Annotated in this window: 21 protein-coding genes; 5 read left to right on the top strand and 16 right to left on the bottom strand. The window is 64.7% G+C overall.

Annotation, left to right across the window (positions count from 1 at the left end; genetic code table 11):
* Positions 1-594, bottom strand: coding sequence for a glycerol-3-phosphate 1-O-acyltransferase PlsY (gene plsY, locus M0534_RS03485; RefSeq protein WP_248567025.1), 594 nt, complete (start codon positions 592-594; stop codon positions 1-3).
* On the opposite strand from plsY, the gene folB reads away from it, so the two are divergent.
* The 4 genes from folB to M0534_RS03465 all read left to right on the top strand — a co-directional run bounded on the left by folB (position 593) and on the right by M0534_RS03465 (position 4,028).
* On the top strand, positions 593-1,057 hold the full coding sequence (folB, locus tag M0534_RS03480) for a dihydroneopterin aldolase (RefSeq protein ID WP_345894693.1): 465 nt from the start codon (positions 593-595) through the stop codon (positions 1,055-1,057). The two genes, plsY and folB, sit on opposite strands and share 2 nt — an antisense overlap.
* Complete coding sequence (gene folK, locus M0534_RS03475) at positions 1,054-1,569, top strand: 2-amino-4-hydroxy-6-hydroxymethyldihydropteridine diphosphokinase (protein WP_248567024.1); 516 nt, start codon at positions 1,054-1,056, stop codon at positions 1,567-1,569. Before folB ends, folK begins: the two co-directional genes overlap by 4 nt.
* A complete protein-coding gene (locus M0534_RS03470; protein ID WP_248567023.1) occupies positions 1,553-2,758 on the top strand; it encodes a class I SAM-dependent methyltransferase in 1,206 nt (401 codons plus the stop codon). The genes folK and M0534_RS03470 overlap by 17 nt, the downstream gene beginning before the upstream one ends.
* A 205-nt stretch (positions 2,759-2,963) precedes the next feature.
* A complete protein-coding gene (locus M0534_RS03465) occupies positions 2,964-4,028 on the top strand; it encodes an adenylate/guanylate cyclase domain-containing protein (RefSeq protein ID WP_248567022.1) in 1,065 nt (354 codons plus the stop codon).
* 14 nt (positions 4,029-4,042) lie between these two features.
* Here the strand turns inward: M0534_RS03465 and M0534_RS03460 are convergent, their stop codons facing one another.
* Positions 4,043-5,269, bottom strand: a complete 1,227-nt coding sequence (locus M0534_RS03460; protein ID WP_248567021.1) for a tRNA nucleotidyltransferase/poly(A) polymerase-related protein — start codon at positions 5,267-5,269, stop codon at positions 4,043-4,045.
* A gap of 188 nt (positions 5,270-5,457) precedes the next feature.
* Complete coding sequence (locus tag M0534_RS03455) at positions 5,458-6,420, bottom strand: complex I NDUFA9 subunit family protein (RefSeq protein WP_248567020.1); 963 nt, start codon at positions 6,418-6,420, stop codon at positions 5,458-5,460.
* 217 nt (positions 6,421-6,637) lie between these two features.
* Between M0534_RS03455 and M0534_RS03450 the strand changes: the two genes are divergently transcribed.
* Complete coding sequence (locus M0534_RS03450; RefSeq protein WP_248567019.1) at positions 6,638-7,432, top strand: sulfite exporter TauE/SafE family protein; 795 nt, start codon at positions 6,638-6,640, stop codon at positions 7,430-7,432.
* A gap of 27 nt (positions 7,433-7,459) precedes the next feature.
* Here M0534_RS03450 and M0534_RS03445 read toward each other — a convergent pair whose 3' ends face one another.
* From M0534_RS03445 to M0534_RS03385, 13 genes are all read right to left on the bottom strand, one after another.
* Entirely contained in the window at positions 7,460-8,032 is a 573-nt protein-coding gene (locus M0534_RS03445; protein ID WP_248567018.1) for a YfaZ family outer membrane protein, read from the bottom strand.
* 23 nt (positions 8,033-8,055) lie between these two features.
* On the bottom strand, positions 8,056-9,405 hold the full coding sequence (gene accC, locus M0534_RS03440) for an acetyl-CoA carboxylase biotin carboxylase subunit (RefSeq protein WP_248567017.1): 1,350 nt from the start codon (positions 9,403-9,405) through the stop codon (positions 8,056-8,058).
* A gap of 21 nt (positions 9,406-9,426) precedes the next feature.
* The gene (gene accB, locus M0534_RS03435; protein ID WP_248567016.1) at positions 9,427-9,897 is read right to left on the bottom strand and encodes an acetyl-CoA carboxylase biotin carboxyl carrier protein; all 471 of its coding nucleotides are present in this window, start codon (positions 9,895-9,897) and stop codon (positions 9,427-9,429) included.
* A gap of 14 nt (positions 9,898-9,911) precedes the next feature.
* On the bottom strand, positions 9,912-10,355 hold the full coding sequence (gene aroQ / locus M0534_RS03430; protein WP_248567015.1) for a type II 3-dehydroquinate dehydratase: 444 nt from the start codon (positions 10,353-10,355) through the stop codon (positions 9,912-9,914).
* Positions 10,356-10,662: 307 nt separating this feature from the next.
* Positions 10,663-11,985: an OmpA family protein gene (locus tag M0534_RS13765; RefSeq protein WP_248567014.1), complete on the bottom strand. Its 1,323-nt coding sequence runs from the start codon at positions 11,983-11,985 to the stop codon at positions 10,663-10,665.
* 6 nt (positions 11,986-11,991) lie between these two features.
* Positions 11,992-13,149: a MotA/TolQ/ExbB proton channel family protein gene (locus tag M0534_RS03420; protein ID WP_248567013.1), complete on the bottom strand. Its 1,158-nt coding sequence runs from the start codon at positions 13,147-13,149 to the stop codon at positions 11,992-11,994.
* 758 nt (positions 13,150-13,907) lie between these two features.
* Positions 13,908-15,374, bottom strand: a complete 1,467-nt coding sequence (locus M0534_RS03415; RefSeq protein WP_248567012.1) for a cobyric acid synthase — start codon at positions 15,372-15,374, stop codon at positions 13,908-13,910.
* 127 nt (positions 15,375-15,501) lie between these two features.
* On the bottom strand, positions 15,502-16,116 hold the full coding sequence (gene cobO, locus M0534_RS03410; RefSeq protein ID WP_248567011.1) for a cob(I)yrinic acid a,c-diamide adenosyltransferase: 615 nt from the start codon (positions 16,114-16,116) through the stop codon (positions 15,502-15,504).
* The gene (locus M0534_RS03405) at positions 16,113-17,450 is read right to left on the bottom strand and encodes a cobyrinic acid a,c-diamide synthase CobB (RefSeq protein WP_248567010.1); all 1,338 of its coding nucleotides are present in this window, start codon (positions 17,448-17,450) and stop codon (positions 16,113-16,115) included. Before M0534_RS03405 ends, cobO begins: the two co-directional genes overlap by 4 nt.
* Complete coding sequence (locus tag M0534_RS03400) at positions 17,440-18,270, bottom strand: ABC transporter ATP-binding protein (protein WP_248567009.1); 831 nt, start codon at positions 18,268-18,270, stop codon at positions 17,440-17,442. Before M0534_RS03400 ends, M0534_RS03405 begins: the two co-directional genes overlap by 11 nt.
* Positions 18,270-19,247, bottom strand: a complete 978-nt coding sequence (locus M0534_RS03395; RefSeq protein WP_428348278.1) for a FecCD family ABC transporter permease — start codon at positions 19,245-19,247, stop codon at positions 18,270-18,272. The genes M0534_RS03400 and M0534_RS03395 overlap by 1 nt, the downstream gene beginning before the upstream one ends.
* Positions 19,248-19,284: 37 nt before the next feature.
* Positions 19,285-20,208 (bottom strand): cobalamin-binding protein, encoded by a 924-nt coding sequence (locus tag M0534_RS03390; RefSeq protein WP_248567008.1) that lies wholly within the window; start codon positions 20,206-20,208, stop codon positions 19,285-19,287.
* Positions 20,195-22,009, bottom strand: coding sequence for a TonB-dependent receptor domain-containing protein (locus M0534_RS03385; RefSeq protein WP_248567007.1), 1,815 nt, complete (start codon positions 22,007-22,009; stop codon positions 20,195-20,197). Before M0534_RS03385 ends, M0534_RS03390 begins: the two co-directional genes overlap by 14 nt.
* Between the last annotated feature and the right edge of the window lies 1 nt (position 22,010).

The following is a 22,010-nucleotide window of genomic DNA, read 5'->3' as shown; positions in this document are numbered from 1 at the left end:
TCAGGACCTCTCCCCCAGTTTCTTCTCGGTGCCATCGAGCAGGTTGCGGATGTTGCCCTGATGACGCCAGAGCGTTGCAGCGGCGATGATCAGCATGCCGGCGATCATCGGCAGCGGCTCGCCAAGAACCAGCAGCCAGATCGACGCGGCGACGAAGGAACTCATGCCGGCCAGGGACGAGTAACGGAACACCAGGGCCACGAGCAGCCAGACCCCGACCGTGCCGAGAAATGCCGTCCAGGACCAAGCCAGCAGGACACCGAGGCCGGTGGCAATCCCCTTGCCACCGCGGAAACCGAAGAACACCGGAAACAGATGGCCAAGAAAGGCTGCGACGCCAACCGCCGCCGCCAGCACCGGCGTCCCGCCGAAACCCAGAACCAGGGAAACCGGCAAAACGCCCTTCAGGAAATCTCCGGCCAGTGTCATGGCCGCCGCCGGACGGCCGCCGATACGGAGCACATTGGTGGCCCCGGGATTGAGCGAACCGCTGGTCCTCGGATCCGGCAGCCGCAGGGCGCGGCAAACCAGTACCGCGCTGGAGACGGATCCGAACAGGTAGGCGAGCAGCATGAGCAGGACGGCGATAACCATGCGCGGTATTGAACGGGCGGCATCCGGCACGGTCAAGCCCGGCGTCTGGCCGGCACGCCCGCGCTGCCGCTATCATCGACGACCGGTCGGCGTATCGCAGGAGCGAATCATGGATATCGTGCGCATCAGCGCGCTGCGCGTGGAGGCAGTCATTGGCGTCCACGCCTGGGAACAGCGTATCCGGCAGCCGTTGGTGTTTGATCTGGACATGGGGACGGATATTCGCCCGGCGGCCAACGATGATGACCTGGGTCGAACGCTGGATTATGCAGCCATCTCGGAACGCATCCGGGCTTTGGTCGCGAGCAGCCGATACGCGCTGATCGAGACCCTGGCCGAGCGTGTGGTGGCCGCGATTCGTGACGAATTCGGCGTTGCCTGGCTGCGGCTTGAATTGCGCAAGCCGGGAGCGGTTGGCGGTGCGCAGCACGTCGCCGTGATTATCGAGCGGGGCCAGCGATGACCAGTGCGGTCCAGGTCTTTGTCAGCATCGGCAGCAACCTGCGGCCGGTCAGCAACGTCAGGGCGAGCCTGGCCGCCCTGCACGAGGAATTTGGCCCGCTCCAGGTCTCTCCGGTCTACCGCAGCCGCGCCATCGGCTTTGCCGGCGAAGACTTCCTCAACCTGGTGGTTGGCTTTACCACCACGCTGTCGGCTGACGAACTGTCGGCACGGCTGCAGCGGCTGGAATCTGAACAGGGCCGCGTGCGGGATCAGGGCAAGTTCAGCGCGCGCACGCTGGATCTGGACATCCTCGTTTACGGCGACCAGCGCATTCGCCGGGGCCGACTGGAGATCCCACGCGACGAGATAACCCGCTACGCGTTTGTCCTGCGGCCACTTGCGGAACTGGCGCCCGACGCGTTGCACCCGGTATTGCAGCGCCGGTACCGGGATCTCTGGCAGGAATTCGACGCCACAGGCCAGCCGATGCGGGCCATCGAACTGGAGGAGGCCGATGACGACGCGCGCTGAGCCGTCACCGGGGACACTGCCCGCCGGCTGGCCAACCCCCGACGACAGCGCGGCCGCCCACAGTGAGCGGCTTTGCAAGACGCTGGCCGACGCTTTGGCGGAAAACGGCAACTGGATGTCATTCCGCGATTGGATGGAACACGTGCTCTACAGCCCGGGCCTCGGCTACTACAGCGCCGGTGCCACCCGGTTCGGCGCTGCGGGCGATTTCGTCACCGCACCGGAGGTTTCCCCGCTGTTCGGCCGGACGCTGGCCCGCCAATGCGGCGACAGCCTGGCGGCCTGTGCCGGCGATACGATCCTTGAACTCGGTCCCGGTCGCGGAATGCTGGCCCGCGACATCCTGCGGGCCATGCAACAGGATGAGACGCTGCCGGCACGCTACCTGATGCTGGACCGGAGCGGCACACTGCGCGAGGAGCAGGCGCAGACCCTCAGCGTTCTGCCTGACGAGGTTCGGGCGCGCGTCCAATGGCTGGACCGTCTGCCGGATTCGCCGATCAACGGCCTGATCCTCGCCAACGAAGTACTCGATGCCCTGCCGGTGGAACGGTTTCGCCGCGAGGCGTCCGGTGTGCAACAACTCGGTGTCCGCCGCGCCGGCGATTCCTTCGGGGAAGCATGTCGCGCCGCGCCGGCAAGGCTTGCGGCGCAGGTGGAACAACTCGAGGACGACCTGGGCCGGAGGCTGGAGCCTGGCTATGTCTCGGAACTCTGCCCCGACCTGAGGCCCTGGATTAGCGCCCTGTCGACCTCATTGCAGCGTGGTCTGATGCTGTTCATCGATTACGGTTACACGCGCTCGGCCTACTATCACCCGGAACGCCGGATGGGGACCCTGCGTTGCCATTACCGGCATCGCGCCCATGATGACTGGCTGCTGCTACCCGGCTTACAGGACTTGACCGCCTCGGTTGACTTCACCGCGGTTGCGCTGGCGGCCGATGCGGCCGGGCTGGATGTGCTCGGTTACGCACCGCAATCGCATTTCCTGATGGCCTCCGGCCTGACCGAACTGCTGGCTTGCCGCCCCCCGTCATCCTCCTCCCAAGTCGCCCTGACGCAGCAGGCCAAGGCCCTGATGCTGCCGAGCGAGATGGGCGAGCGCTTCCAGGCGCTTGCCCTGGGACGCAATTTCCCGGCCCCGGTTCCCGGCTTCCAGCTTTACAACCACCTAAAAAAGCTGTAGTACGAAAGTTAAGGTGAAGTGTGCGCAATTGGCGACAGGTTGCTGCCACGGCAGGATGTCACCCACGCACACAACGCCAACGGGCATATTCAAGGCCAACAACAGGTATGCCGATAACAAAAGGAACTGCCGCTGCACCGCATGGGTGAGCTATCGATAACACGCAGCGACAAGCCGGCGGTTCGCGATACAGGTGGGCATGAAAATGGCGATCGACAGTCACGGGAAAGCCGGGCGGCCGATTCTGGTGGTCGGTGCACGGGGTGAAGCGCTGACCATCGCGAAGACGGTACTGTCGCTGGATGGTCAACAGATGCTGGTTGCCGAAGATGGTCCGACGGCGACCAGGCTGGTTCGACAACGGGACGTGGATGCAATCCTGATCGACCTGGAAGATTGTGGCGGTGATGGCATCGCCCTGTGCACCGAACTGCGATCCCAGCCGGGACACGCTTTTACTCCCATTGTCATTGCCACATTGGCGGCGGATTGCGACACTTGGCGCCGCGCGTTCGCGGCCGGTTGTGATGACGTCCTGCGCAAGCCACTGGAGTCTGTTGTCTTTCGCGCCCGACTGGAAAACCTGCTGCGCAAGGCACAGTCGGCGCACGACCTCGAACGCGTGCGCCACAGCCTGTCCCGCTACGTCTCACCCCGGCTTCAGCAAATCCTGCAGGCGGAGCAGCCCGGCGCCCCCCGGGAGCAGGATGTCTGCATCCTGTTTTCCGACATTCGCGACTTCACCTTCAAGTCCGAGAGCATGCCGGCGGACGAATTGTTCGCGAACCTGAGTTTTCAGCTCGGTGCGCAGGTCGAGGCGGTGTATGCGCACGGCGGTTATGTCGACAAGTTCAGCGGCGATGGCATCATGGCCGTGTTCGACGCCCGCGACATGATGCAGGCGGCCTGCCGCTGCGCCCTGGACATCATGGCGCAGACGCGGAAACTGGCGGCCCGATCGTCCAGCGGTTGCATGCCCCTGGGCATCGGTATTCATCGCGGTCCGGTGGTCGCCGGCAACATCGGCTCCGGCAGCCATCTGGATTACACGGTAATCGGCAGAACGGTGAATCTCGCGGCCCGACTCTGCGGCCATGCCGCATCAATGGATATTGTTGTTTCCAAGGACATCGAACAGGCCTTGCATGCGGTCCGGGGCTTCGGCTTCCGCAACGGCCGTTACGTCAAGATTCGCGGCTTCGCCGAGCCGGTGCGGCTGTTCAACCTGATGGGAGCCGATGACAGCCGGCTGCAGGTGGTCAACGGTTAGACACACGGACACCGTCAGTGTTTGCCCGGGACGGCGCCGGCCTGGTTCCGGTGATCAGCCACAACGTCCTCAATGCGTCGAAGCCGCTCTTTCCGTACTGCCTGCCCAATTGCCGGCCCGCTGAGCCCCTCGGCAGCGAACGGTGCGCCGGTCACCGGGGCCGCCGCATCGCGCGCCCGCTGCAGCAATCCGGCAGCCCGCTCGCCACGCCGAACCCCCTCGTCGCCCGCAGCCGCCGATCGACATTGCGCCGCCAGCAGAAAAGTATCGAAGCGCTCGCCCTGGCGAAACCCGTCAACCGCCTCGAGCAGTGACAGCATCGGTTCCGCGCCGGCCTCGGGGGCTCGCTCGAAGGTGTCGTGCCACCGGCCCAGGCGCTGCGCCAGCTCTGCGCAGGGCTGCGGAACACGATAGCGCTGACAGAGTGCCTGTAGGGCGTTGCCGGCTGTCGTCGGTTCCTGCTCTCGACACAGGTCGGCGGTCAGGACCGCGAAACGCACCGCCAGCGGCATCTGCCGGTGGCAGGCCTCAGTCAGTGCCCCCAGGGCTCGTTCGCCGGCATCCGTCTCCAGCAGATTCGCCAGGGCCGGCGCCAGCCGGTGCAGCGCGCCGCAGTCCTTCAGCACCTGCAGGAACGCCTGTGGACACGACTCCATCAAGGCTCGGGACCATTCCTGCCAGACCCGCTCGGGCACCAGGTTATCGACTTCGCCGCTGGACACCATCTGGCAGCAAAGGCGCATGGTTTCGTTCGCCGGCCGAAAACCGAGCGGCGCATAGCGAGCGGTGAAGCGGGCAAGCCGAAGGATACGCACCGGATCCTCGGCGAAAGCTTCGGAGACGTGGCGCAAGGTCCGCTGCAGCAGATCCTCGCGACCGCCCATGGGATCGACCAATTGCCCATCCGGTGTCTGCGCCATCGCGTTAACTGTCAGGTCCCGCCGCTGCAGGTCCTGCTCCAGAGTCACCTGGGGGGCCGCATGGACGGTAAACCCATGGTAGCCCGGCCCTGTCTTGCGCTCGGTTCGGGCGAGCGCGTATTCCTCATGGCTGTCCGGATGCAGGAACACCGGGAAATCCCGGCCAACAGGGCGAAACCCGCGATCGAGCATAGATTCCGGGGTGGCTCCGACGACTACCCAGTCACGTTCGGTAACCGGGCGCCCGAGCAGGCGGTCACGCACCGCACCGCCCACCAGATAGACTTCGAGGCCGCTCAGCCGCTCGTCGCTACTGGTCACGAGTGCCTCCGCGGCAACAGTGCCGGGAGCAGGTTTGCGCAGTGCAACATACTGAGCGGAATGTGCAAATAGTCAGACAGAGTGTTGCGCTGCATCAACTCAATGTCTCACCGTGAACACCGGGCCCGGAGCACCGAGATACCCGGGCTCAATGGTGCATGTGAATGGATCGGCGCCTGCCTGAACAGTCAGCGCCGGGCGGTCTGGCGGAACCGGTTGTAACGCATGCGCTGGCTCGTATCGGAGAGGTATCCCGGCACCACCGCCTCGATCGCGGTTGGCTGAATATCAAGCTCATCAAGCCCGTTGCCACGGCTGCAGACATTGTCGATCTGAGACGAGCGGAAATTGTCCATCGAGTAGGGTTTTCCCGGAAGCCGCTGCAGCACTCGCGCCTGCAGCCGCGACAGGCGATCACTGCAACCGATGATCAAGCGGCGCAAGCCCGCGGTACGGGCTGTGTACTCGACCAGTTCCCGCATGCTGTAGGTCTTCGGCCCACACAGGTCGTAACTGCGGCCGTAGGTCTCCTCGCGCTCCAGGCAGACCGCCATCGCCTCGGTCACATCTCCCACGTAGACCGGCGCGAAACGGCTGCTTGGCGTGGGCACCGGGAACACCGGCCCCATTCGCAACAGCCTCGCAAAGCGGTTGAAGAAGCTGTCGCCCGGGCCGAACACGACCGAGGGCCGGAACACGGTGACCGCGAGATTCTTGCCATTGGCCTCCAGCGCCAGGTTCTCGGCCTCTCCCTTGCTTCGCTGGTAGTGGCTCGGACCCAGCTTGGCGTTCGCGCCAAGCGCACTCATCTGCAGCAGGCGGTGAATGCCGACCCGTCCGCAGGCCTCCACCAGACGCCGGGTCAGATCCAGATGGACCCGCCGAAAGCCACTGCCATCGTCGCCCTTTTCGTTGAGAATGCCGACCAGGTTGATCACGGCATCGCATCCGGCAATGGCCTGCTCCAGCGCGCCACCATCCTCGACATCGACCTGCTGCAATTCGAGTCCCGGGACCACCAGAAGGTGGCGGCAGCCTTCCCGGTACCGGGTCAACACGCGGCTGTTGATGCCGTGCGCCTGCAGTCGATTGACGAGATGGCGGCCGATGAAGCCGCTGCCTCCGAGAATGCAGACTCGTCGAACCGTCATACGGTGCTCCTCCTGTCACGCATACCGATAGTGTACTGCCTTGGGCCAGCCCCGGGCACCTCGCGAATTCCTCACGGCGGTGGCGACAGCACCGGCTGACTGGTCATTGGAAGGAACAGATTGCTGCAGCACAACACCCGAGGGCTGCAACCTGACAGCACGAGTCAACTGCGCTACCGTCTCCGGCTTCCCTGCTCGCCACTTGGTCATCAGGTCAATGAGTTTCGTGTTGCTCTACCTTGCTGCCGGCATTGCCGCGGGCATTCTGTCCGGCCTGTTCGGCCTGGGCGGCGGCGTCATCATCGTGCCGATTCTGTTGCTGGTGTTCACCCTCCAGGGCATCGCCGATTCGGTCAGCATGCACATGGCCGTGGCCAGTTCGCTGGCGATCATCGTGACGACTTCAATCGCCTCGATCAGGGCACACGCCCGTCGCGGCGGTGTGCGCTGGGAGCTCGCCCTGTCGCTGGTTCCCGGAATCGTGGTCGGCGCGCTTGCAGGCGCGCTGCTTGCCGCATGGATCAGCGGCGAAGCGCTGCGCATAATCTTTGCCACATTTCTCGCCATCACTGCCTTGCGAATGGGCTTCGCCGGAGAGATTCGCCGCGCCCTGACCCTGCCGGGGCGTGCCGGTATGAGCCTGGTCGGCAGCGGTATCGGCCTGCTCTCGGCACTGGTTGGAATCGGTGGCGGTTCGTTGACCGTGCCTTTCCTGGCGAAATGCGGCGTGGCCATGCGCGAGGCGGTAGGCACCTCGGCAGCCTGCGGCCTGCCGATTGCCCTGGCCGGCACGATCGGATTCATGATTAGCGGCTGGAATCATGCCGATTTGCCGAACTGGACCAGCGGCTACGTGTTCTGGCCGGCGGTCCTCGCTGTCGCGATCACCAGCACTCTGCTGGCGCCCGTCGGCGCCATGCTCGCCTACCGGCTGCCAGCGACCCTGCTACGCCGGCTGTTCGCCGTACTGCTGGCACTAATGGCCATTCGTCTGCTGTTCGACGCCCTGTAGCCGGAGCGTCGACTGCCGGCCACCGCTTCAGAAGCTCAGACGCACGCCAGCATGCACGCCATCGTCCAGGCGGACATTGCGAAAATCGCTGGAGCGGGCCTTGAACTGCCGGTAGCCGGCGAAAACGTGGGCACCCCGAGTAATCTCACCCTCAAGCCGGACCATCAACTCGGTCAGCCGATCGGTATCGCCCGAGGTGGTGACGTTGGGTGATATGTAGCCGGTAAACACCACGGCCAGTGGAACCTGAGCCGGAATGCCGACGCCGATGTCACCGCCCAGTGCCAGCGCCGCAACACTCTCGTCGGGCCGATCCAGTTCGCCGCCGTAGACCTTGCCACCGATCCCGAAGGTCAGGGGTTGCCAGCGCTCCTGCCCCCGGTTGGAGATCTGCAGGAAGGCATTTCCCATCAGGTCGCTGTCCTCGTTGTACAACACGCCAGCGCCAAAGCGCAGGTTCTGCCCCTGATCCCGAAGCTGGGTATGGGCGAGGGTCAGCTCGCCCATCTTGTCGCTGACCATCAACTCCAGATCGGTGGCACCGGCGGCGCCAGCAACCAGCGTTGTGAGCGAAAGGCTTAGCGCGAGACGACGAAACATAGAGGCTCTCCAGTCCAGTCTTGTCACTGGGATTCGGCTTTCAGCCGTTGTTCCAGATAGTGGATATTGGTACCGCTGGCATGAAACCTGGGGTCTGCCAGGATATCCTGCTGCAGTGGGATGTTTGTCTTGATGCCGCCGATGACGATCTCCGACAAGGCGGTCCGCATTCGGGCGATTGCCGACTCCCGGTCTTCACCCCAGGCGATCAATTTGCCGATCATCGAATCGTAATACGGCGGCACCGCATAGCCGCTATAGACATGCGTATCCACACGAATTCCCGGACCACCGGGCGCATGGTACTGCGTAATCTTCCCGGGTGATGGAACGAACTTGACTGGATCCTCGGCGTTCAGCCGGCATTCGATGGCGTGTCCGCGGATACGGATATCCGCCTGCCGGTAGCGAAGCGGTTCACCCGCTGCGATACGTAACTGCTCCTTGACCAGGTCAACCCCGGTCACCAGTTCGGTAACCGGATGCTCGACCTGAATCCGCGTATTCATCTCGATGAAGTAAAACTCGCCATCCTCGTAAAGAAACTCGAAGGTTCCCGCGCCCCGATAAGCCAGCGTACGGCAAGCCTCGGCGCAGCGTTCACCGATGAAACGCCGCTGTTCCTCGGTGATACCCGGCGCCGGCGATTCCTCGACGACCTTCTGGTGGCGGCGCTGCATCGAGCAATCCCGCTCACCAAGATGAATGGCATTGCCCTGCGTATCCGCCAACACCTGGATCTCGATGTGCCGCGGATTAACGAGGAATTTCTCCATGTAGACCATGGCGTTGCCGAAGGCGGAGCGGGCTTCGTTCCGGGTCACCGAGATGGCACCCAATAGATCCGCTTCCTTGTGCACGGTACGCATGCCGCGCCCGCCGCCGCCACCCGCTGCCTTGATGATGACCGGGTAACCGATCTCGCGGGCGAGCTCCAGATTGCGGGCATCGTCCTGGCCCAGCGGCCCATCAGAGCCGGGCACACAGGGAATGCCGGCGGATTTCATTCCGGCAATGGCGGCCACCTTGTCGCCCATGGTACGGATTGTCTGTGCGGTCGGGCCGATGAAGATGAAGCCGGAGCTTTCCACGCGCTCGGCAAAATCCGCATTCTCCGAGAGGAACCCGTAGCCGGGGTGAATCGCATCGGCACCGGTCAATTCCGCCGCACTGATAATGGCCGGGATATTCAGGTAGCTATCGGCCGAGGCCGCCGGGCCAATGCAAACGGTCTCATCCGCGAGCCGGACATGCTTGAGGTCCCGATCGGCTACCGAGTGGACGGCGACCGTGCGGATGCCCAGCTCCCGACAGGCCCGCAGGATGCGCAAAGCTATCTCGCCCCGGTTGGCGATGAGTACTTTTTCCAGCATGGTTTGATCCGTATCTGCGGGCTACTGAATCACGATCAACGGCTGATCGTATTCCACCGGCTGCCCATCCTCGAGCAGGATGGCGGCCACCGTGCCGTCCTTGTCCGCCTCGATCTGGTTCAGCATTTTCATCGCCTCGACGATGCACAGCGTATCCCCCTCGCGAACGCTCTGGCCGACCTCGACAAAAGCCTTGGCCCCTGGCGCGGGAGCCCGATAGAAAGTGCCGACCATCGGCGAGCGCACCAGGTGCCCATCGGGTATGGCACCGGCCGCGTCCGCGGCGTCCTCATCCGTCGCTGGACGCTCGACGGCCGCCGGCACGGCATCCGCGCTGGGCGAGACGGTGTATTGCTGGGCCGCGGGCGCAGGAGCGGCTGGGGGCGCCCCGCGATTGATGCGCACGGACTCCTCACCTTCGCGAATCTCGATCTCGTTAATACCGGACTCTTCCAGCAACTCGATGAGACGTTTGATCTTGCGAATGTCCATGAAATGCCGATCCTCTAATCCGTTTTCAGTTGCAGGGCGGCAGCATCGAGGGCCATCCGGTAACCCTGAGCGCCAAAGCCGCAGATCACACCAACGGCCCGATCCGAGAAATAGGAGTTGTGCCGAAATCCTTCGCGCGCGTGAACATTGGAGAGATGTACTTCGATGAACGGGATTGCCGTTCCAAGCAGTGCGTCACGCAGCGCAACACTGGTATGCGTATAGGCCGCCGGGTTGATGATGATCCATTCAACGCGGTCGACGGCCGCCTGCTGGATCCGATCCACAAGGGTGCCTTCGCTGTTGCTCTGGAACGTGCTGACGTCCAGCCCCAGCCCCTGCCCGTAACGCTGGCACTCGGTGTTGATATCATCCAGCGATTGCCGTCCGTAGACCTCGGGCTCTCGGCTGCCCAAGAGATTCAAATTGGGTCCGTGGAGAATCAGGACCTGTGGCATAGCTGATTATTTCCGGGGTCAGCGCATCCGTCGCGGTGGACCAATTGTCTTCGAAGGACATCGCCATGTCCACAGTTGGGCACCTTTTTTCCGACGTTCCCGGCAAGATGGCCACAACATTGTGCTGAATCTGAGCCGGGGGGAAGGGCTGGGCTGGCACCAGGGAACACTGAATTTATTCCCGCGTCTGCGCCCGATCGCTGCGTTGCACTGCTTGTCCGCAGAATGACTGCGGCACTGCGCGACGCGCCTTGCCTCGGAAAAAATGCAGACACCAACGCAGTCGTGTGAATAAATCAGTGTTTCCCTAGCGGGAAGTGATGCGCATCTCGATCCGTCGATTGCGGCTCAGGGCCTCGGCGTCATCGCCCTCGTCCACCGGATGGAACTCGGCAAAGCCGGTCGCACTGAGACGCTCCGGCGGCACTCCCCGGTCAATCAGGTAATCGACAATGGACTGCGCCCGCGCCGTGGATAACTGCCAGTTGGACGGGAACTCCGCAGTGCGAATCTGCCGTCGATCCGTATGCCCCTCAACCTGAAGAATCCACGGGATATCGTTGTCATCGATTTCCTCGGCAATCTCGAGCATGGTGCGCGCCACATCATCCAGTTGCGAGCGCCCCTCTTCGCCGATCTCTGCCTCCGCCGTGTCGAAGAACAACTCGGACTGGAAACGGAAACGGTCACCGACGATCTGGATGTCGTCCCGATCACCGAGGATTTCCCGGAGGCGGCCGAAGAACTCGGAACGATAACGGCTGAGCTCGCGGACTTCGTCGACCAGCGCCAGATTCAGTTCGCGCCCCAGCTCCTCGATCCGTACATCCCGCTCGGCGACTTCCTCCTGCGACAGTTCCAGCGCACCGGCGACCCGCCGTAACTGCTCGCGAAGCGCCGTAACCTGGCGATTCAGGCGATCAATCCGGGCAATCTGCGCCTCGGACAACTCCTGTTCTTCCTCAAGCGCCCGCCGCTGCTCCTCGGTCAGGGCCTGCAGATCGCGTACCCGGGTCTCGCGGTCCTCGATCTCGCGTTGTGCCAGGCGGGTGCGCTCCTCCTCGTCCGCCAGCTCAGCTTCCAGCGCCATGCTGCGATCACGCTCGGCCCCGAGTTCGCGGCGCACGTCCTCCAGTTCCTCATCGCGCTGGGCCAGGGTTTCGTCGCGCGCAGCGAGCATGTCCGCCATGTCGGCGATTTCACCTTCGAGTTCGGCCCGCAGTTCGCGCAGGGCATCGATATCCTGCTGCAAGCTCGCCAATTCCCGGCGCTGCTCATCCATGGTGTCGCCGGCCGCTTCCAGCTCGGACATCAGTCGTTCCGAATCCGTCAACGCATCGGACAACTGATCCCTCAGATCATCACGTTCCGACAACGTGACATCGAGTTCGGCCGCCAGGCTGTCGCGCTCGGCACGGGCCATGGACAGGCTCTCGCCCAGTTCGGCCAATTGTGTTTCAAGCCGCTCCAATGCCCGGTCACGACCACTCAGGGCGTCGGTTAACACGAATTGCGCGACCATGAACAGCGTCAGCACGAAGACGAACAGCATCAACAACGTGGCCAGCACGTCCACATAGCCAGGCCAGATATCGGTACCGCTGCGTGTGCGTCTGGATGAGGAAAACACCGGGCCTTACCGTCCGCCGTCGAGGTCGCGACCACTGTCCCGCGCCAGCGTCCGGGCAAGCAGACGGATTTCGCTGCGCAGCGTTTCCGCCACCGCATGACGATCACTTTGCAGCGTATCCAGCGTCCGACCGAGATTCTGGTTCAACTGCTGCAGGTTGGAAAACAGTGCCTGCTCGTCTCCCTGCCGATCGGATACCGAGTCGGCAAGCCGGTTCAGCACCGGCTGCAGCTCCATCTGGCTCTTGGTCAGATTCAGCATCATGCGTTGCTCACTGCGCATCTGCTCGGCCAGGGTTGCAACCTGCTCGCTCATGGTGGTCAGACTCTGATCAGCGCTGCGGCGTTCCTCTTCGGACCGAGCCAGGCTGCGCTGCAGCTTGTCCAGGCTGTCAGCGGTCTGCTCCAGCAGCGCCTGGATGTAGGTGGGCACCGAGGCGGATTCGCCATCCCCGGTCGCAATGCCACCGCCGGACGAGTAGTGCGTCAGCGCCGACAGCCATTCCTCAAGGTCATTGTAGAAGCGGTTCTGTGCATGACTGGTCTGCAGATCAACGAAACCCAGCACCAGCGCACCGGCGAGACCGAAAAGCGAAGAACTGAAGGCAGTTCCCATGCCGGCAAGGGGCTCCTGCAGACCACTACGCAGCTCGCTGAACACACCGGCCGCATCTTCACCAGTCACGGTCAGGCCACTGATCACCCGGCCAATGGACGCCAGCGTATCCAGCAGCCCCCAGAAGGTGCCGAGCAGGCCGAGGAAAATCAGCAGCCCGATGATGTAGCGGGACACCTCGCGCGACTCGTCGAGCCGGGAGCGGATACTGTCAAGCAGCGCCCGCAGGCTCTGCGCCGAGAAACTCAGGCGATCGTCCTTGCGGTTGGTCAGCAGGCGGATCAACGGCCCGATGACGCCGCTCGATGGCACTTTCGGCGTGACCCGGCTGGCGCGGTAGGATCGAATCCACGAGGCGTCAGGGCCGAGAATCAGTACCTGCCGCACATTCACCAGGATACCGATCAGCAACACACTGATAATCAGCCCGTTGAAAACGGGATTCTGCATGAAGGCGTTTTGCAACGGCGCGAACAGCAGCGCCGTTACAGCGCCGACCGCCGTCAGGAAGAACGCGATCCAGAACAGTACGCGGGTCGGGTTTCTCACAGATCCGGTCTCCGATGTCTGCGGCACTGGGAGCGTTGCATGGCCGCCGCGCGGGCGGCCGCCCCTTGATCCCGCACCGTCTTTCTTATTGACTGGCCTGCCGGCAGATGCGGAAACGCTCCGATGCCGGACAATCCCCAGGAAACGCCGATTCGTCCCGCATCAACGCCCGACAACTGCTCCGACCACCGGGCACGCCGCGGTATCAGTTCGATAGTCCGAACAATCAGACCGTCGGCGTAATACAGCCAGCAGCAACAATTCGCCTCTCGGCCCGGCTCGAGCCGCATCTCTCCCGGCTACAGCCTGACGTTGTCCCAAGGCGGAATGAACCCCGACGCTGCGCCTTGCCTCGGGAGAATCCGCCGCAACCCGAAACGGGCAATTAAGGAAACGCTGATGTATTCCCGCGTCTGCGCCCGAGACCGGTTTTGGTCATCTGGCAAGGCGCGGTGCCGGTTCGGGAGCCGTCGCTACCGGGCCGGTGGCGCAACGCCGCCAGGGGTCAAAACCGGCCGGGGTCTTCGACTTGGGCCGCATTTTCCCCGAATGCTGTGTTGCGCCGCTTGATCGCAGAACGACTGCGGCCCGGCGCGGCGCACCTTGCCTCGGAGAAAAATGCGGACGCCAACGCAGTCGTGCGAATAAATCAGCGTTTCCTTAAATCAATGTTTCCCAAGAGACATTAACACCGCATTGTGTGCCGAAGCATGCTGCAGTCGCAATGGTGGCCGGATTGCGGGGCTTCGTGGCCGGGTTCAGCGAGCCGTATGCAGCGCCGATTCGAGCAGGCCGTCGAGCACCTCGGGAACCAGCCGGGACTGCAGCATATCCGCCAGACGATCTAGCTCGGCGAGCCGATGCGCGCGGTAATCCACCCGCCGCCCGCCCTGCCAGCCGAACCGCCGCAACAAGGCATGCAGCGCCTCCGGCTGCTCGAATAGACCGTGCAGGTAGCAGCCCTGCACCTGTCCGTCCTCGCTGCACGCACCGTCATCCCTGCCGTCCAGGCGCAGCATCGGCCTGGCCAGACCGGGACCAGAACTGACGCCATTATGGATTTCATACCCCTCCACCGGCACCTGCTCGGGCAGCAGGTGGCCGCCGGCCCGCCGCAACTGCTTGCCAGGCACCAGCCGGGTTTCAATCCCCAACAAACCAAGCCCCGGCGTGCTGCCAGCGTCACCCTCGAGACCATTCGGGTCATGAATGGCTGTACCGAGCATCTGCAACCCCCCGCAGATACCCAGCACCTGGCCGCCATAGCGCAGATGGCGCCGCAAAGCGGTCTCCCAGCCCTGCCTGCGCAGCCAGTCCAGGTCACTGCGGGTACTCTTGCTGCCCGGCAGGATAACCAGGTCTGCCGGCGGTATCGGCCGTCCGGGGCCAACCAGTTGCAGGTCAACGTCCGGATGCAGGCGCAACGGGTCGAAATCGGTGTGGTTGCTGATTCGCGGCAGTGCCGGCACGGCGACGCGAAACACGGACTCGGCGGCCTGCCGGCCCTGCAGGCTGATGCTGTCCTCGGCATCCAGCAACAGGCCCTGCAGATACGGCAACACGCCGTGCACCGGCACACCGCTGCGGGCGCTGAACCAGTCCAGCCCCGGCTGCAGGATTGCGGCATCACCGCGAAAGCGGTTGACCAGCACACCCTGGATACGCGCGCGCTCCGGCGGCGTCAGCAATTCCAGCGTGCCGACAAGCTGCGCGAACACACCGCCGCGATCAATGTCGGCCACCAGCCAGACCGGCAGATCCGCGGCCTCGGCAAAGCCCATGTTGGCCAGGTCGTTGGCCCGAAGGTTAATCTCCGCGGGACTGCCCGCACCCTCGACGATCACCACGTCGAACCGCGCCCGCAGTGCCTCCCAGGCAGCAAGAACGGCTGCACGGGCCTCGCGCTTGTAACTGTGATAATCGCCGGCCGACAGATTGCCGAACACCTGCCCGCGGACGATCACCTGCGCGCCGGTATCGGACTGCGGCTTGAGCAACAGGGGATTCATGTCCGAGTGCGGCTCCAGCCCACAGGCCAGGGCCTGCAGCGCGGTCGAGCGACCAATCTCGCCGCCGTCGGCCGTGACCGCGCTGTTCAGCGCCATGTTCTGCGGCTTGAACGGCGCCACCCGCACGCCCTGCCGGTACAGCCAGCGGCACAAGGCAGCCACCACCGTGCTCTTGCCGGCATCGGAGGTGGTGCCTTGCACCATCAGGTGGGCCATGGCCCACCTGATGGTGGAGTTTTCAGGTAGCAGTTTTCAGTGTTCAGAGAGGCGCCAAAGGCATCCTCCGACGCCGCGGAAAACCTCCGTCTGAAAACTGAAAACTGAAAACTGAACACTCCTCCCCTCACAACTCAATCCCCTTCTGCGCCTTCACCCCGGCCTGAAACGCGTGCTTCGTCAGCTTCATCTCGGTCACGGTATCCGCCACCTCGACCAGTGCCGGTGGTGCGTTGCGACCGGTGACGATCACGTGCTGCATCGGCGGGCGTGCGGCCAAGTCCTCCAGCACCTGCGCCAGATCCAGGTAGCGATGCTTGAGCGCGATGTTCAGCTCGTCCAGCAGGACCATGTCACAGACCGGATCCCGCAGCATGCCCAAGGCGCGCTGCCAGGCCACCTCGGCGGCCCGGATATCCCGCTCGCGGTCCTGCGTCTCCCAGGTGAAGCCCTCGCCCATGACGTGGTAATCGACACCGTCCAGATCGCGGAAGAACGCCTCTTCACCGGTGCTGAATCGGCCCTTGATGAACTGCACGACACCGACGCGCATGCCGTGTCCCAGCGCTCTGGCCACCATGCCGAAGCCGGAACTGCTCTTGCCCTTGCCGGGGCCCGTGAGCACCAGCAGCACGCCGCGTTCCTGCTGGGCGCGCTGAATGCGCTCGTCCACCACCTGCTTGCGCCGCTGCATACGCGCGCGATGCTTTTCCTCCAGCGTCGGTGCGTCGGTTCTACTCATGCCGCCTCCCGGGGGTTGAAGAGTTGCGCCGTCGCCTGCGGCGACGACGGGAAATAGGCGTGGAAGTAGCTGGCGGTCAGACCACGGTCACGGAAAACCGCCTCGCCGGGGGTGCCACCGCGTTGGCGAACGGTATGACCAACCGGTTCGCAGGGCGTCATCAGCCGCGAATGGTGGAAGGTGTGGCCACGCAGCGTTCCGCCGGGCAGCTCGACGGATTGCAGGCCGAGCCCGGTGAGCCGCCCGGCCATGACCGTCTCGCCGGGTAGCAGGCCGGCCATCGGATGGCGCTGGCCATCGCCGTCCACCAGCGACTCCATGCAGGCCATCATGCCCCCACACTCGGCGAGGATCGGCTTGCCCGCCGCATGATGTGTCCGGATCGCTTCGCGCATAGGGCGGTTCGCCGCCAGACGCCCGGCATGCAGTTCCGGATAGCCCCCGGGGAGCCAGAGAGCATCCACCGCCGGCAAATCGCTGTCGGCAAGCGGCGAGAAGAAACGTAGCTCGGCACCCATCGCGGCCAGCAGGTCCAGATTGGCACGGTAGATGAACGCGAAGGCCCGGTCGCGGGCCACCCCGATGCGAACGCCGTTCAGCAACTCCGGCACCGCCGGTGGTGGCACTGCATCGAAAGCTACCAGGTCCGGCAGCGCGTCGAGGCCGGCCTCCTCAAGCACCAGCGCCGCGGTATCCAGCTTCGCGTCCAGATCATCGATTTCCTCTGCCTGCACGATACCCAGGTGGCGATCAGGGATGGACAGGGCAGCGCTGCGCGGCACGGCGCCAAGCAGGCGGATTCCCGACGGCAGGCAGTCGGCCAGGATTCGGCCGTGTCCCGGGCTGCCGATGCGGTTCGCAATCACCGCCTCCACCTGCACATCGTCGCGGTAGCGGGCGAGGCCCAGGGCAACCGCGGCAAAGGTCTGCGCCATGCCGGAGGCATCGATGACCGGCACCGCCGGAATGCCGGCCAGAGCGGCCAGATCGCCGCTGCTCGGGTCACCATCGAACAGGCCCATGGAGCCCTCCAGCAGGATCAGATCCGCGTCGCCTGCCGCCTGCGCCAGGCGCCAGCGGCATTCCGCCTCGCCGGTCATCCAGGGATGCAGTTGGTAGGTCGGCGAACCGGAGGCGCGTTCCAGCACCATCGGATCCAGAAAGTCCGGGCCGTGCTTGAACACCCTGACCCGTCGCCCGCGATTGCGGTGCAGGCGGGCCAGCGCGGCGGTGATCATGGACTTGCCCTGACCGGAGGCCGGCGCCGTGATCAATGCGGCCGGAGCTGTGCCGCAATCGGGGCTTTCACGCATAGTCACACTCTCATCCGTCATGGGGTTGGGATGGATTTCCGGCACCGGGCACGGCAGCCGCTGCCCTGGTGTCGGCGACGCTGGGCACGAATACCGGCGCGCCATCGAGCTGTGTCGCAATGAGCTTCTGGCCGTAGAGCTGCTCCAGCGCGGACGGCACCAGCATGCGCCCGGTGTCGCCCCAGCAGGCAGCGCCATCCGGATAGAGCAACAGGATCCGATCGCACCAGCGTGCCGCCAGGTTGATGTCGTGCAGGCAGAGAAAGACGGAACAGCCACGGACGGCCTGGTCCCGCAGCAAGCGCATGACCGCCACCTGGTGCCGCAGGTCCAGATGATTGCTCGGTTCGTCGGCGAGCCATATCCGGGGCTGCTGTGCCAGGGCCGTGGCCACCGCGAGCCGCTGCCGTTCGCCACCGGACAGGGTCGACACGGCACGCGCCTCGTAGCCCTCGAGCTCCATTTCCGCCAGCGACCGTCGGGCAAGGTCGACGTCTTCGGCGGTCTCCATTTGCAAGGCCGAGAGAAACGGATGGCGGCCGATCAGCGCGGTCTCCAGCACCGTGGCCGGAAAGCCGTCCTGGCGTTCCTGAAACACCACGGCGATCTGCCGGGCAATCGTCCGACGCCGCAATCCGCTCAGCGGCCGGTCATCCAGCAAGACCTCGCCACGACGCGGCGGGCGCAGACCGGCAAGCGTGTGCAGCAAGGTGGTCTTGCCGGCACCGTTCGGACCGAGCACGCCCCAGACCTCGCCGGGCGCAATATCCAGATCCAGTGGCGTACCATCACCGCGGTCGGGGATGTCGATGACCAGATGGCGGGCGCGCAGCGTGCTCATCAGCGACTGCGGTACAACAGGTAGAGAAATGTCGGCACGCCGAGCAGGGCGGTGATCACGCCAACCGGCAACTGCTCCGGGGCCATCAGGGTACGTGCGCCGATATCTGCCAGCACCAGCAGGCTGCCACCGGCCAGGGCCGAGGCCGGCAGGATCAGGCGCTGGTCGGCACCGAATACCAGCCGCAACATATGCGGCACCACCAGTCCGACAAAGCCGATGGTTCCGGCGGTAATGACCGCCACCGAGGTGAGCAGACTGGCGGCAAGAAACACGGTCCATTCCAGTGGCCGCACCGCCACCCCGAGCGTCGCTGCCTGCAATGGTCCGCGCGCCAGCACGTTCAGGCTGCGGCCCAGAGGCGCGAGCACCAGGCAGGCCAGCGCCAGCATCGACAATGCGGGCCAGGGCGACCGCGCATAGGCCAGGTCGCCCATCAGCCAGTAGAGCATCCCCGGCAGGCGCTCGGTGGGGCCGATTACCAGCATGAAGGTAATCACCGCGCCCCAGCCGGCGGCGACCACGACCCCGGTCAGCAGCAGTCGGGTCGGTGTCCAGGAGCCGGTGCCGTGGGCCAGGCCGAACACCAGCACCGTGGACACCAGGGCACCGACGAATGCCGACCCGGACACCGCCAGGGCGCCCAGGCCCAGCAGCATCGCGCCGAGGGCGCCAACCGCAGCGCCACCCGACAAACCCAATACGTAGGGATCGGCCAGCGGATTGCGCAGCAGCACCTGCATCAACGCACCCGCCACCGCCAGCAGGCCGCCGGTGCCGAAGGCCGCCAGCGCACGCGGCAGGCGCAGTTCAATGACTAGCGTCTGATGCAGCGGATCGGCATTGGAACCGAACAGGGCCAGCAACCCCGACAGCGGCACATGCACGCTGCCAATGGACAGCGCCAGCAGCAGGGTCAGCACCGACAGCACTGAGAGCACCAGCAGCGACGGCCAGACCCGGGCCAGACCCGGCACCGCAACCTGGGCCGCGGCGCCAGCGGACAGCGGCTGTTCAGCGCCGGCCACGGGCCGCCTCCAGGTGTTCACAGAGGATTTCCGCGCCTTCGATGACCCGCGGCGTCGGCCGCTGGATGGTCGAAGGCGGCACGAAAAACAGGTTGCCGCGGCCGGTGGCGGGGAGTTGATCGAACTGCTTCCAGGGCTCGAGCCAGCTCTCGTTGCCCTCGCCCATGCCGCCGGCGGCAATGGCCTCCGGCCGTGCGGCCAGGACCGATTCCCGATCCAGCCGCGGGACCATGCGGTCCAGGTCACCAAACACGTTCTCGCCGCCGCAAAGGCCGATGATCTGGCTGATCAGATGGGTATCGTTGATGGTCATCAGCGGGTCATCCCAGATCTGGTAGAACAGCCGCACCGGGTCACGATCACCGTAGGTTTGCTCCAGGCGGGAAATATCGGCAGTGAATCCGGCGGCCGCCTGCTCCGCTTCGGCGGAGGTACCCGCCAACCGGCCGAATCGCCGAATGCTGGCGGCCACATCCTCGAAATCCCGCACCTCACTGTAGTAGACCGTGAGTCCAAGTTGCTCCAGCCGCTCGAGCTGCTCCGCCGGATTGCCGCTGACCCAGGCCACGATCAGGTCCGGCTCCATGGCAAGCACCGTCTCCATGTCGACCCGCGTGTGATTGCCCACGCGCGGCAGGTCGTTCGCCGCCTCGGGATAATCACTGTAGCGAACCGCACCGCTGATGCGGTCACCCGCGCCGGCGGCAAATAGCAACTCAGTGACGCCCGGCGACAGCGCAATGATCCGCTCGGCTGGCTGGGAAAGACAGACCTCACGCTGCCTGTCATCGGTAACGCAGAACCTGTCTTCCGCCTGGACACCGACGACGCCAAGCAGCAGGAGCACGCCGACGAGCAACGTCGGCGTGCCTGCCACCCTGACGGCGTTACGGCGATCAGCGATGCCCATACCGCACGCTCAGGAAGGCACTGCGGCCAGCCTGCTGGTACGGCTCGCCGTCACTGAAACGGGCCACCGCATAATCGCGGTCCAGCACGTTGTCGACCGTGAGCCGGGTACTCCAGTTTTCGGCAAACTCCCAGGACGCACGCGCATTGAACAATGCGAATCCGGACAAACGGTCCGTATTGCCGGCGTCGTCATACCGGTCTCCCTGGTACAGGGCCGTGGCCCCCAGCGAGACGTTACCCAGCTGGCGATCGGCCTCCAGGCGCAGACTGTGGGTGGACCGCCGCCGGATGCGATTCCGGGTTTCCCGGTCGCGGGGGTCGGTCACCGAGACGGAACCCTGCAGCGTCCAGTCGTCGATCACGCCGCCGGCGGCCAATTCGGCGCCGCGGATCCTCGCACGGTCCACGTTCTCCGGCCGGAATGAGACCGAGTCGAACACGATCAGGTTACGCACGTCCGTCTGGTAAACGGAAAGGTCCCAAAACCAGCCCGCCTGCGACGCGCGGAAACCCAGCTCGGTGGAGCGCGAGCGTTCGGGGCTCAGATCCGGGTTACCGAAGCCTGGAAAGAACAAATCGTTGAAGGTCGGTGCGCGGAAGGCGGTGCCGAAACTGGCGCGCGCGCGGTGGCGCTGATCGAACTGGTAACCGGCGGCGACGGAGCCGGTGGTCTCCTCGCCAAAGGCATCGTTGTCGTCCCAGCGACCGGCGAGCTGGATGTCCAGATCGCCGCCATCAACGAACAACTGGGCGAAGGCCCCGGTGTTGTCCCGGCGTCGCTCGTCGAAGTCGGTGGTGCTGTCCACCATGTCACGGCGGAAGTCACCACCGAGCACCAGCTCGTGGCGGTCCAGATAAAGATTGTTCTGCACGCGCGCCTCACGCCGTTTGGTGTCGAACCGACTGGTGCCGAAATCATCTTCGGTATCGGCTTCGTCACGGGATTCACTCAGCGTCAGCAGTGCATCCCACCAAGCGGTCACCGGCACCGCCGCGCGGGCGCCGAGTGCCTGCAGCCGGTATTCGGTCCGGCCTCCGTCGAACTCGGTGGTGCCGCTGCTGCGGAACCCGGTCAGGCCGAGCTCCGGCCCCGCCTCGAAGCCGTGGGACAGGCGTCCGACCGTGGCATTGTTTCGGAAGCCCTTACGCTCGTCGCCCCGGCGAATCCTGATGCCATCGGTCTCGAAATAATTATGCGCGATGCTGTAGCGGGTATTTCCCTCACTGCCGGACACGCCGGCACCGACCTCCTGCTGCCGGAACGAGCCACCACCGATCTGCACCCAGGGTGCCGGCTCGCCGTCGCCTTCCGGCGTGAAGGCCTGGACCACACCGCCGACCGCATCCGAGCCGTAGATGCTGGAACGCGGACCGCGTACCACCTCCACCCGATCCAGCAATTGCGGCGGCAGGAACTGCCAGGCCGGCGCGCCGCCCGTGGCCGAGTTCATGCGGATGCCATCGATCAGCAGCACCGTGGACTCGGAACCGGTTCCGCGGGTGAAAACACTGGTGTTCTTGCCGAAGGCGCCGTTGGTGGTGAGATCGAGTCCGGCCTGGCCGCGAAGCAGATCCGAGAGCTCCCGCGGCTGCTGGCGATCAATGCGTTCGCGATCGATGACCGTGACGCTGGACAACGTTTCATCGACGGTACGCGCGGTCAATGTCGGCGTTACAACAATGGGATTGATACTTGCTGCAGCCAGCATTGGCTGATCGGTGGTCGTTTCCGCGGCTAGTGTGAACGGCACGGCAAATGCCGCTGCCCCGGCGAGCCGAGGCAGAATGTCCCCTTGCATG

This window comes from Methylonatrum kenyense (assembly GCF_023195885.1).
Taxonomy (GTDB): Bacteria; Pseudomonadota; Gammaproteobacteria; order Nitrococcales; family Aquisalimonadaceae; genus Methylonatrum; species Methylonatrum kenyense.
The sequence above is the reverse complement of the archived record's forward strand: the minus strand, read 5'-3'. Positions and strand labels throughout refer to the sequence as shown.